Annotated in this window: 11 protein-coding genes; 5 read left to right on the top strand and 6 right to left on the bottom strand. The window is 60.9% G+C overall.

Going from position 1 to position 12,034, the window contains the following annotated elements; genetic code table 11:
• From WBK23_RS11175 to WBK23_RS11185, 3 genes are all read right to left on the bottom strand, one after another.
• The coding region (locus tag WBK23_RS11175; protein WP_424484036.1) for a polyamine ABC transporter substrate-binding protein at positions 1-962 on the bottom strand (962 nt) is incomplete at its 3' end.
• 31 nt (positions 963-993) lie between these two features.
• Positions 994-2,022: a histone deacetylase family protein gene (locus tag WBK23_RS11180; RefSeq protein ID WP_424484037.1), complete on the bottom strand. Its 1,029-nt coding sequence runs from the start codon at positions 2,020-2,022 to the stop codon at positions 994-996.
• 198 nt (positions 2,023-2,220) lie between these two features.
• A complete protein-coding gene (locus WBK23_RS11185) occupies positions 2,221-3,213 on the bottom strand; it encodes an AraC family transcriptional regulator (protein ID WP_424484038.1) in 993 nt (330 codons plus the stop codon).
• 300 nt (positions 3,214-3,513) lie between these two features.
• Between WBK23_RS11185 and purE the strand changes: the two genes are divergently transcribed.
• From purE to WBK23_RS11210, 5 genes are all read left to right on the top strand, one after another.
• Positions 3,514-4,005: a 5-(carboxyamino)imidazole ribonucleotide mutase gene (gene purE, locus WBK23_RS11190; protein ID WP_424484039.1), complete on the top strand. Its 492-nt coding sequence runs from the start codon at positions 3,514-3,516 to the stop codon at positions 4,003-4,005.
• Entirely contained in the window at positions 4,005-5,090 is a 1,086-nt protein-coding gene (locus WBK23_RS11195) for a 5-(carboxyamino)imidazole ribonucleotide synthase (RefSeq protein WP_424484040.1), read from the top strand. The genes purE and WBK23_RS11195 overlap by 1 nt, the downstream gene beginning before the upstream one ends.
• A 51-nt stretch (positions 5,091-5,141) precedes the next feature.
• A complete protein-coding gene (locus WBK23_RS11200; protein ID WP_424484041.1) occupies positions 5,142-5,900 on the top strand; it encodes a substrate-binding periplasmic protein in 759 nt (252 codons plus the stop codon).
• Positions 5,901-5,962: 62 nt separating this feature from the next.
• Positions 5,963-6,208 (top strand): GlsB/YeaQ/YmgE family stress response membrane protein, encoded by a 246-nt coding sequence (locus tag WBK23_RS11205; protein WP_424484042.1) that lies wholly within the window; start codon positions 5,963-5,965, stop codon positions 6,206-6,208.
• Between the two features lie 34 nt (positions 6,209-6,242).
• Entirely contained in the window at positions 6,243-6,776 is a 534-nt protein-coding gene (locus tag WBK23_RS11210; protein WP_424484043.1) for a DUF3299 domain-containing protein, read from the top strand.
• A gap of 66 nt (positions 6,777-6,842) precedes the next feature.
• On the opposite strand, the gene WBK23_RS11215 is transcribed toward WBK23_RS11210, so the two are convergent.
• The 3 genes from WBK23_RS11215 to WBK23_RS11225 are packed head-to-tail and all read right to left on the bottom strand — an operon-like array spanning position 6,843 to position 12,030.
• Complete coding sequence (locus tag WBK23_RS11215) at positions 6,843-7,604, bottom strand: hypothetical protein (protein WP_424484044.1); 762 nt, start codon at positions 7,602-7,604, stop codon at positions 6,843-6,845.
• Positions 7,601-11,014 (bottom strand): hypothetical protein, encoded by a 3,414-nt coding sequence (locus WBK23_RS11220; RefSeq protein WP_424484045.1) that lies wholly within the window; start codon positions 11,012-11,014, stop codon positions 7,601-7,603. Before WBK23_RS11220 ends, WBK23_RS11215 begins: the two co-directional genes overlap by 4 nt.
• Positions 11,011-12,030 carry a tetratricopeptide repeat protein gene (locus tag WBK23_RS11225; protein ID WP_424484046.1) on the bottom strand — a complete coding sequence of 340 codons (1,020 nt, stop codon included), beginning with the start codon at positions 12,028-12,030 and terminating at the stop codon, positions 11,011-11,013. Before WBK23_RS11225 ends, WBK23_RS11220 begins: the two co-directional genes overlap by 4 nt.
• Between the last annotated feature and the right edge of the window lie 4 nt (positions 12,031-12,034).

Below are 12,034 nucleotides of genomic sequence, written 5' to 3' on the forward strand. Positions count from 1 at the left end.
GGGTTGGGGTAGCCGAGGAAGTCGCTGACCGGGGCGATGACCTTGGGGTCGAGCAGGTTGTTGAGGAACTCATGGGCCTCACTGACGTTCTGCGCGCTTTTCGGGATGGCGAAGGAGTCATACCACAGCGGCGCGCCTTCCTTCGGCAGACGCCAGTCGACCACCACGCCGTTGCCGGCTTCCTTGGCGCGGTTGGCGAATTGATAGAAGCTGCCCGAATAGCCGATGGCCACGCAGATGTCGCCGTTGGCGATATCGGTCATGTACTTGGCCGAATGGAAGTAGGCCACGTAAGGGCGGATCTTCAGCATCAGCGCGCTGGCCTTTTCGTAGTCTTCTGGCTTAGTGCTGTTGGGGTCGAGGCCCAGGTAGTGCAGGGCGATTGGCAGGATGTCGCCCGGCGAATCTAGCATGGCCACGCCGCACTGCTTGAGTTTGCTGATGTTCTCTTCCTTGAAGATCAGGTCCCAGCTGTCCACTGGCGCATCGGCACCCAGCACGGCCTTGACCTTGTCCGGATTGAAGCCGATCAGCACCGTGCCGTACATATAAGGCACGGCGTATTGGTTGCCGGGGTCGTTGGCGGTTATCAACTCGAGTAGGCCAGGGTCGAGATGTTGCCAATTCGGCAACTTGCTCTTGTCCAGTTTCTGGAAAACGCCGGCTTTGATTTCGTTCTCGAGGAAGGTGTTAGTGGGCACCACCAGGTCGTAACCCGAGTTGCCGGTGAGCAGCTTGGCTTCCAGGCCTTCGTTAGTGTCGAAGATGTCCCAGGTCAGCTTGATGCCGCTGTTGGCGGCAAAGTCTTTGGGCACCGAGGGCAACATATAGTCGGCCCAGTTGTACACGCGCAGTTCGCGTGGCTTCTGCCCGGCGGGCTCCGCCGTTTGCGCCTGGGCCGCAGTGGCCAGCAGGGTTGCGCCGCATATGGCGACGGCGAGCAGGTGTTTGATTGTTTTCATCGTTCTTCACCCTGAGTGATTAAAAGAGAACCTATGCGCCTTCGAAACCTTCCAGCACGTTGACCGCGTTGACGCCGATCGCCTCGACCGCATAGCCGCCTTCCATAACGAACAGGGTCGGCAGGCCGAGCGCGGCGATGCGCTTGCCCATGGCCAGGTAATCCGGGCTGTCGAGCTTGAACTGGGAAATCGGGTCGTCTTTAAAGGTGTCCACGCCCAGCGACACCACAATCACGTCGGCATCAAACTCGGCGATGCGCTGGCAGGCTTCATCCAGCGCCGCGCTCCACACCGCCCAGGGGCTGCCCATGGCCAGCGGGTAGTTGAAGTTGCAGCCTTCGCCTGCCCCTTCGCCGAGCTCGTCGGCATAGCCGAGGAAGAATGGGAACTCGTCGGCCGGGTCGCCGTGGATTGAGGCAAACAGCACGTCATTGCGGCTATAGAAGATGTTCTGGGTGCCGTTGCCGTGGTGGTAGTCGACATCGAGGATGGCCACGCGCTTATAGCCCTGATCGAGAAAGGCCTGGGCGGCGATGGCGGCGTTGTTCAGGTAGCAGTAGCCGCCCATCAACTCACCGGCGGCGTGATGGCCCGGTGGCCGGCACAGCGCGAAAGCGCTATGAGCACCGGCAGAGATGGCGGCCTGGCCGCTCAGTGCCACCTGTGCGGCGCTGTAAGCCGCTTGCCAGGTGCCAGCGGTAATCGGTGCGCCGCCGTCGAAGCTGTAATAGCCGAGCTGGCCGTGCAGATCCCTGGGGATCACCGCGCGCAGGGTGCGCGCCGGCCAGGTGAAGGGCAGTAGGTCGCCGCTACCGTTCTGCGCCTGCCAGCGATCCCAGGCACCCTTGAAGAAGTCCAGATAAGCGCCGCTGTGAATACGTTCGATCGGCGCGAGGCCAAAATCCTGCGGTGCGCGCACCTCGCCAAGCTGACGGTTCTTGACGCGCGCAAGGATATGGTCGGCGCGTTGCGGCTTCTCGAAGCAGGGCATCAGCTGGCCATCGATCAGTTCGCAGCTGCCGTGGTGCAGGTGATGATCGTCGCTGTAAAAGGTCAGCATGTGAAACGGCTCCAGGCGTGTTGTTGTGCCTGCATTGTTCGCCTGCCGGGCGCTTTGCAGAACGCTGACAACGGCCAAAAGGGGATCGATGTGGCCAGATTTCACGGCCGCCATGGCATTTCGTAGGAGGCGCTTTAGCGGCGAGTTGTTTGATCGCGGTTATCGCGGCTAAAGCCCCTCCCACAGATCCGTGCTGTCTCACGCGCGAAAACGGCTCGGCGGTACGCCACTCCAACGCTGGAAGGCGTGGCGGAAGCTGGCGGTTTCGCTGAAGCCGAGGTATTCGGCGATCCGGCAGACTGGCCATTCTTCCTGGCCCAGCAGGGTTTTCGCCCGTTCGAAGCGTAGCTCGTCGAGCAGCTCCTGGTAGTGCGTGCCGAGTTCGTGCAGGTGGCGGCGCAGGGTGCGTGGCGAGCAGTGCATCTGCTGCGCCAGTTGTTCCAGGCCGGGTGGCGCGGTCAGTTGCTCGCTCAGCAACTGGCGGATGCGCCCGAGCCAGGCCTGGCGGGTGGTGAATTCGGCATTCTGTTTGCGGCAGCGGTCGAGCACTTCGCGGTGGGTCACCGGGTCGGCCAGGGGCAGGCGGCGTTGCAGCCAGGCGGCGGGAAAGGCAAAGGCATTGCGCGGGGCATCGAACTGCAGTGGGCAGGCAAAGCTCAGCAGGTAGCGCTGGCTATAGGCCGGCTCGGCATAACTGAACTGCGCGGCGCTAAGTGGCAGCGGCTGACCGAGCAGGTCGTCGCTGGTCAGCTTGAGCGAAGCCAGGCACATCTCCAGGTTGAACATCTCCAGGGCGGGGGCGTGCTGGTAGTCGCTGGCGCTGACCCAGGCCAACTCGCCTTCGATCTGCAGGTCCATCTTGAAATAGGTGCCGAGCAGGGCCGGGTACTGCAGCATCAGTCGCCAGGCGTCACCAAAGGTGGCACTGGACAGCGCGGCGTAACCGACCATGCCGTAGGCCGATACGTGCATGTGCCGGCCCAGTTCCAGGCCCAGATCACTGCGCAGCTGCAGGCCGTTGGCGCAGACCTGCAACTCCTGGGTGCGGGTGATGCGGGTGTCGCTGCAGGCCAGGTCGGCCGCGGCGATGCCGCTACCGGCCAACAGCTGCTCGGTCAGTTCGGGGTGGGTGGCAAAGGCTTCGAGGATCAGCGAAACCACATGCAGGGTGGTCAGGTGGGCATGCAGCATCAGGGCAACCGCAACTGTTCAGGATGCCCGAACAACGCAAGAACTATGCCGCGGGTCAGCCGCGTGCGCCGGATTGCGCTATTTTCGCGCAGCCTGAGCGTTGGCCGGGGCCGCGTCAGGCGGCCCTCGACAAACGGTGCGTCAGGGTGCCCGCCAGCCCAGGCTTTACGGTATACTGCGCGGCCTTTGGCCGGTCCCGCACCGCCATAATTCATACACTAACAAGCCACGCCTGGTCTCCAGCGTGGCTTGTTAGTTTCTGCAGCGCCTACGGGCACCTGATGAAGAAGAGGCACGACGATGAGCGCACTGGTTGGCGTGATCATGGGCTCCAAGTCCGATTGGTCCACCCTTAGCCACACCGCCGAGATGCTGGATAAGCTGGGCATTCCGTACGAAGTGAAGGTGGTTTCCGCCCACCGCACCCCGGACCTGCTGTTCCAGTACGCCGAACAGGCCGACGGCCGCGGCATCCAGGTGATCATCGCCGGTGCCGGCGGCGCGGCGCACCTGCCGGGCATGTGCGCGGCCAAGACTCACCTGCCGGTACTCGGCGTACCCGTGCAATCGGCGGTGCTCTCGGGTGTCGATTCGCTGCTGTCGATCGTGCAGATGCCGGCCGGTATTCCGGTCGCCACCCTGGCCATCGGTAAGGCCGGCGCAGTCAACGCCGCGCTGCTCGCCGCGAGCATCCTCGGTCACCAGCACCCGCAGTTCCACGAGCGCCTGAAGGCGTTCCGTACCGAGCAGACTGAATCCGTACTGGAAAATCCGGACCCGAGGGACGCGTAATGAAGATCGGCGTAATCGGTGGCGGCCAGCTGGGCCGCATGTTGGCCCTGGCAGGCACGCCGCTGGGGATGAACTTCGCCTTCCTCGACCCCGCGCCGGATGCCTGCGCCGCGGCCTTGGGCGAGCATATCCGCGCCGATTACGGCGACCAGGATCACCTGCGCCAGCTGGCCGATGAAGTCGACCTGGTGACCTTCGAGTTCGAAAGCGTGCCGGCCGAAACCGTGGCCTTCCTCTCGCAGTTTGTACCGGTCTACCCCTCGGCCAACGCCCTGCGCATCGCCCGCGATCGCTGGTTCGAGAAATCCATGTTCAAGGACCTCGGCATTCCGACCCCGGATTTCGCCGATATCCAGTCGCAGGCTGACCTCGACGCCGCAGTGGCCAGCATTGGCCTGCCAGCGGTGATGAAGACCCGCACCCTGGGTTACGACGGCAAGGGCCAGAAGGTCCTGCGTGCTGCTTCCGATGTGGTCGGTGCCTTTGCCGAGCTGGGCAGCGTGCCCTGCATCCTCGAAGGCTTCGTGCCCTTCACTGGCGAAGTGTCGCTGGTGGCGGTGCGCGCCCGTGATGGTGAAACGCGCTTCTACCCGCTGGTGCATAACCGCCACGACAGCGGCGTGCTGGCGCTGTCCATCGCCAGCACCGATCACCCACTGCAAGCCCTGGCCGAGGACTATGTCGGCCGCGTGCTCACGCAGCTCGATTACGTCGGCGTACTGGCCTTCGAATTCTTCGAAGTCGATGGCGGCCTGAAAGCCAACGAGATCGCCCCGCGCGTGCACAACTCCGGGCACTGGACCATCGAAGGGGCCGAGTGCAGCCAGTTCGAGAACCACCTGCGCGCCGTTGCCGGCCTGCCGCTGGGCTCGACTGCCAAGGTCGGCGAGAGCGCGATGCTCAACTTTATCGGCAGCGTACCGCCGGTGGAGCAGGTCATCGCCGTCGCCGACTGCCGCCTGCACCACTACGGCAAGGCGTTCAAGGTCGGCCGCAAGGTTGGTCACGCCACTTTGCGCTGCACCGACCGCGCCACCCTGGACCAGCAGATCGCCGCCGTCGAAGCGTTGATCGCCAAGGCTTGAGGCCGGCTTTGTGACTAAGCTCTTGCGTGGGCCACACGCAAGAGCCTCGTCATGAAGTTTCTGTTGCTGCTGTCTTTGCTGTACCTGCCGCTTTGCCATGCCGAACAGCTGTTACACGCCGATTACCGCGAGCGTCCGCCGGAGATGCAGGTCGTTGACTCACTCCCCGCTGGCCCGCTGATCGAGGTGCTGGACACGGCCGCGCAACGTGTCGGCGCGCGTATCGAATGGCGCTACGCGCCCTTTGTGCGCAGCCTGGAAGACCTCAAATCCGGGCGCATCGACCTGGTGCCGCGCGTGCTGTTCACCGCCGAGCGGCTGGACTACGTGCACTTTCTGCCGTCGATCGGCACACAGCGCAAAAGCATCCGTTTTATCGTCAAGGCCGAGCAGCAGGCCAGTTTGCGCAGCTATGCCGACCTGCACGGCAAGGTGATCGGGGCCAAACGCGGCACCGCCTATTTCGATCAGTTCGACAGCGACAGGGCACTGAAAAAAAGCCTGGCCACCGATGACTACCTGCTGGCCGGGATGTTTCGCGCCGGACGCCTGGACGTGATGGTGGTGCTGGACGCCGAAGCCATCGAGGCGCAGTTCCGCAAGATCGGTTTCAGCGACTACAGCTACGCCGAGTACCAGCACGAGCAGTCCGTCGGTAACTATTACGGCGCGTCGAAGCGCCATTATCTGGGCGAGAAAAAGGCCCTCTACGAGCAACTAGAGCAGGCACTGCGCGGTATGCGCGAGAGTGGTGAAATTGCCCGCATCTACCACCGCTACGGCGTCGCCCCGCCGGAGACCGAGGAATAGCGAACTGCCAGCTTTCTCCGTGGTCAGATCAAGTCATCCCACCGTTCACTGAGGAGGCTCGCATGAGCATTATCGGCATCATCTTTATCGGTCTGATCGTCGGCCTGATCGCGCGCTTTATCAAACCCGGCAATGACAGCATGGGCTGGATCATGACCATCCTGCTGGGCGTCGGTGGCTCGATTGCTGCCACCTACGGCGGCCAGGCGCTGGGCATCTACCAGGTGGGTGAATCCGCCGGCTTTATCGGCGCAGTGATCGGCGCAGTGCTGCTGCTGGTAATCTACAGCGCAGTCAAAAAGGGCTGATGCTCGTTTCTCCTGCCGCCTTGTGAGCCCACCGATGCGCTATCTGTTGTTACCCCTGCTGTTTGTCAGCACCCTGGCCTGCGCCGAACTGCCGGAAACCGATTGGCTGGAGCTGATGCCGCCGGAAGACCGCCAGGCCCTGGAAGACATGCCCGAGATCAGCCACCAGGGCCTCGAACAGGACAGCGGTTTCTACAACCCCGGCGGCCTCAAACAGCAGGACCAGAACCTGCCAGCGGTGATGTACTCGACGAAAACCGTCGCCGCCTTCGACGGCAAAGCCATCCGCCTCGGTGGCTACCCGGTGCCGCTGGAAACCGATGCAGAAGGGCGCAGCACGCTGTTCTTCCTGGTTCCCTACCCCGGTGCCTGTATCCACGTCCCACCACCACCGCCGAACCAGCTTGTACTCGTTCGTTACCCCAAAGGCATCGAACTCGAAGACATCTACAACCCACTCTGGGTCAGCGGCACGCTGAAGATCGAACAGGTCAACAACGAACTGGCCGATGCGGCGTATGCGCTGGAAGCGGAGTTGGTAAGGGTGGTTGAGGAAAGCGACCTGTAACGGTCACATGCCGGGACTCTTCAGGCACATCTCGGTTACCTGCGAGTACTCCAGCAAGCGGTCGGCTCAGTTGGTCTCGATGGCGCGTAACAGCTCCGCCGCTGTCAGGCGCTTCAGTGTGTGGGTGGCAGGGTCCGTTTCCACGTCAAGCGCCAGCGGCGTGGTGCCGTCCGCGTCATACACGAAATAGGCATTGCCGCTGCTCACTTCATGGTTTTTCGCTGCCGCCGTCACGATGGTCTTCGGGGTCGCCGACATCAGCTCGTCGACCGAGCTGTAGCGCAATGCCACATCGACCTCACCCAGGCGGCCAAGGGGCACGTCGGCCGGCTCGGAAGGCTCGGCCATCACGGATTGCAGGGAGACAGCGTTGGAGGCATCGATCCATTTGTCCGAGTAGGCGAAAATCAGGTCCTGGTATTCGCTCGATAGCGGCTTGTCCAGATTGCACACGGCCTTGCGGATAGATACTCCGTTCTGGGCGTTGCGGATATTGCCGTACAGGCAATTGATGACCGGGACGTTGTCCTTGAGCCCGAGGGTATAGAACACCTCGAAAGATGTGCTCGATGCAGTGTTTTCGTAGGTCAGTGCGGGGGCTCCGTTAAACGAAATCAGGGTTCTGAACGTTTCGCCAGCGTTGCCAACGGTGTCGGTGAACACTTTGGTTTCCGGGCCCCAGCCGATGGTTAGCTCGCCGGTATCTGCATTCGTCCGGTATGTTTCGGTGATGCCGTTTCTATCGAATGTTAGGGGTTCGGTCTGCGCGTGCGCAGAGGTAACCAGCGCCAGCGATAGCAGAAGGGTGGCGGATAGGGTGTGTTTCATGGGGTGAAGGTTTCCTTGGCCGAGGAGGTTTCTTTGAGGATGGCTTCGAACTTTCGTGCATATCCCGCTATGCGATCCTGTTGATCGGAACCGTTAATGATTTTCCTAGCATTCACATAGTCCACGCCAGAAGCACTGATGTAATCCGCCAGCTTCTTGTTGGTGAAAATGCCTTCTTTCATGCCCCAGATCATGATCGGAATGGAGTGTTCCGGTTCGGCTGCTTTATCAGGTTGGGTTACGAAGTCTACGCCGAAGTGTTCCTTGGCCTTGCGGTAGTTCTTCTTCCAGGTGAGGTGTACCAGGCCGCGCCCCCGGTACTTGTAGCCGTCACCCTGTACGGTGTTTTCGCAGCCTACGGCCCTGTCACGATGCGCCTGTGTGGCCGCCAGCACTGGATCGTACTTGTTGAAGTAGGAGACATTGCCCACTTCCGGCTTGGAACTGAAGAACTCGCCGGTGGGGAAGTAATAGGCCTCGTGTCGGGCTGTGGCGAACATGTATGCCAGCTCGAAGAGGTTGGCTTTGCCGGTGTCGCTTTCGTAGAACTTGTTGATCTGCTCGACGATGGTGCGCAGGTTGCTCTTCGACAACGCCGAGAAGGCTGGGGAGTCGGCCATGAATGAGTCGTGCTGGGCGGCATATTTCTCGAGGAAGCGCTCGATATCGATCAACTGGCCGCCTCTCTGCATAAACATGTCGAGTGTGGCCAATGGATGCAGGTGGTGAACGCTGGGGTTGGCCAGTGCCGGGATGGCCGTGGCGATGGAGTCCCAGAACACCAGGTTGTCGATTCGCTCTTTCTCATGCCGGAGCACTTCTGGCGTGTCCTTGAGCAGATCGTCCAAGGGTTTCCATTTGGCTTCGCTGGATTTTGCTTGCCACTCGGAGGGGTGGTAACCGATCAGCTTCGACCAACGATCCCGCAGCTTGACGTTCTTCAGGGCATTGGCGATCTCATCGGGTGTGACCTTGCCATCCTTATTGCCCAGTTGGTCGATCTTTAGATAGAGCGACTGGTAAAACTCGGGAATCGCCTGTGGGTCGAGGAAGCCATCGGAGTTGCTGTTGGTTTCCTTGATGATCTGAAAACCGAGCTTTTCCCAGTCGTGCTGGGTGATGAGTTCTGCGTCCTGCTTGGCGATAAAGCCATCCACCGGGGTGGTGGCAGTGTTGACCTTGATCGGGTACCACTCCTTGCCGTCCGGCGCTTTGTACAGCTGCGACTGGTTCGGCTTGATCACATAGTTCTCGCCCATCGTCGTACTGGGCGTGAAGACCGGCGCTGCGGCGGTGCCGCCCTTGCTGTAGATGGATTTCCCCTGTGCGATGCGCAGGTATTGGCGGCCGCTTTTCAATTCCGCCGGGTTTTTCAGAAATTTCTCCATGTTGGGATCGGCAGAAAGCAATTCCACGTGCACTTGATGCTGGCTCTTCACGCCACCGTTGGCGCTGGCAAGCGTTTCGTACAGTCCCAGGTAGCCAACCGGGTCACCGGCCTTGATTGGAATCGAGCAGGTAATGACTGTATCGAACTCAGTCGGGTCCTCGGGAGTCAGCTCGGCCGACTCGCTGTCGATCGCCACCCATAGTGGGTTCGGCGGCGTCAGGGGACTATCCCAGAAGCCGCCGCTGACGAGGGTACAAGGTGCCATGTTGAGTTGCTTGCCGTCACGCTGCACACGCTTGAGGGTGTCCGTGCGGTATTCCAGTACGCTGTTTTCGGTGAGTTGTGCGATCACCGCGCCATCGGCCGTGCCGTAGGCTGGAACGCGCCTCTTCAGCTTGGCCTTGACCAGGCCACGCCAGTAGGTCGGGCGTATGCGCTTTTGCGGCGGAAGCTCTTCCGTGTAGCGCTCTGCATCCTTGTCGACTGCTTTCTTGCTGAGCGCCATCCAGATGACGTCGCCGGCCTTGGCGGTCTGCGCACCGTTTTTCTTTACCGACTTGCTGAGGATCTTCAGCTGCGCCAACTCATAGGTCGTGGTGTCACCCGGGCTGGCCTTGTATTCAGGCGTTATGGAGATGACTTCAAGCTCGGCTCCGGACTCGATCTGCCCGAGTGGGATGCCGGTCAGGTTGGCTTCCTTGCGTACGTTGCGGCCAGCAACTTTGACCCGCAGGCGTTTCTGGAACTCGCCTTCCTTCAGCGGGTACTGCTCGAACGGCAGCAGGTGCATGTACAGGCTATAGAACACCAGTTGGTTGCTTTCCGGCTTCGCTTCCGGAGCTGGCGCAGGCGTGGTGGGTGCGGGGGGTGGCACTTCTTTGAAGATCGCTTGGTTGTTGCTGCCATTGAGGACGGCCCCTCGATTATCGAAGGCAACGAACCAGATCTGAGCGGTAGCGACGCGGGTGACTGGGCTGCCGGCGCGATCACGTCCAGGTAGTGCGGCTGTGGTCTGGGCCAGGGCGTAGCGCACATTGTCTGCGTCGTGGAAGCGGAGAAGTTTCAGTTCCGTGCCGGCAGGCATCAATCCCTCGAAGTTGCCAGTGGTACCGAGCTGTTTGGCTGCGATGTCGCGGGCGTTGCGCGCTGACTCTAGACGTATGGTCTTGCCTGTCCATTCGATCTGTGGCGCGGCGGTGGGGGTGACCGGGCGCTTCGCGGATTCGTAAGTATGGCGAATCAGACAGAACGAGGTCGAATAGCGCAGCAAGTCGACTCGTTCCGGGCCCTGGAAGGACGACGTCAGGTAGTCCTTGTTCAGCCGATAGGCGACCACTTCGCCGTCAGCCATGCAGCGTACGGCCTGCTTGAGCTTGGCGTGCGGCACGCTCGCTTCGCTGAAGTGGATGCCGCCATGCCAGAAGCCATGGTTACCCAGCAGGTAGTGGCCGGAGCTTTCTTTCTCCAGCTCTTTGTATAGTTCGTCCAGGGTGTAATGGCTGCCGTCGGCTTTACGTACGGGGAACTGATACGAACCACCGCTGGCCTTGGCGGGCGTAGGTGCTGCAGCGGGAGCCCCTGTTGGTGTACCGGTTTTGTACTGGACCTTGGGGCGCAGAAACTTGTCTGGTGTCGGCCAGTAGCCGTTCCCGCCAAAACTCGCGGAAGCGGGGCCGGTACTGGTTTGCGAACCATAGAACCGGCCGTTGCCGGTCGCCGGAGTGAAGCTCTCAACCACCCCAGTGTGCTTGTGGGCACTGGTCTGCCAGACCGCTACATCGCCGGCCTGAACGTTGTCCTCGGCGATTTCCTCGTAATAAACGCTGGCAGCATACAGTTGCCCAGTTGTCAGGTACGGGATTTGATAGCCAGCGCCGCGCACCATCTTGAACAGCAGATGCGAGCAGTCGATTTCCTTGCGGCCGTCGTTGTCGGCATCGGCACCACCGCCGCTGCCGTAACCGTATTCGTAGTTGGTCGCGGTGTAGTTGGCGCGTTGTTCGAGAAGTCCTGTGCTCATGGTTGGCGTCCTGCCTGTATGCACTTTATTTGTTCACTGCTTGGCACACCCTTGGTCGCCAGGCGTTTTACATTCTTCTCGGCGCGTGCCGAGCCCTTGCCAGCGGCGCTGGTGTAGCAGGCCAGCGCGCGCGAGGGGGCCTGCTCGACCAGGGTGCCGGTTTCATAGGCATAACCCAGCTGATTGAGAGCGTCCGCCGAGCCCATGTCGGCAGCAGCGATCAAGGCCTGTGCAGCTTGCTGTGGGTTGGCGCAGGGATGCTCGGTTTCGTAGTCACTTGCGGTGCAGTAGAAGTCCGACAGGGCGAGTGCTGCTTCGGGGCTTTTCTGAGCAGCTATTTCGAGTAGCTCCAAGATGCGCGAGTCCTGCAGCCGTGGTGCCTGGCCTGAAAGACTCAGCGTTGCAGCGGCGTAGCTGGCCTCCAATGAGCCTGCTTCCGCTGCGCAGAGATAGCTATCTAGCGCCGCTGCAAATAGCGCCTGGGTCGATGAGGTTTGTTCGGTACTGCCCAGGCGTTCATAAGCTTGTGCCCGTCTCAGGCATTGCTGGGCATTGGGCTGTGTGCCAGCGTTAGTAATTAATTCAGGGTCGCCGAGAGTCCAGTCTTCGACGCGCTTCAGCACCCAACAGGATTGGCGCTTGAAAACAAAGGTGCGCAGATATTCACCCTGGTGCCCGCGCAGTACGACCGTGGATGGAGGCACCCATTCTGGAATCAGACCGAGTTTGGCCCATTGTTCTGGGTGAGGGACTAACGTCGATGGGCGTTGGCTCGCGCTCAATTGCTGAAGTTTGATTTTGAGAGGAAGGTCGTCGCTCAGTGTTTGTAAGGTCAAAGGCGTTGCAATAGATGCCTGTTGCAGTACCTGATTTGCTGCGAATTGTTGGAAGAAAGTTCTGAAGTCACCAGTACCGCAGGTTGCTTCGGTTTGGGCTGCACTGGCCTGTCCAGATAGGAAGTAGAGCAGCAGTGCCCCGAGGCTGAATATCGAGTGAAATTTGAAATGGGTATACATGGCT

This window comes from Pseudomonas sp., from assembly GCF_049653025.1.
In the GTDB taxonomy this organism is placed as follows: domain Bacteria; phylum Pseudomonadota; class Gammaproteobacteria; order Pseudomonadales; family Pseudomonadaceae; genus Aquipseudomonas.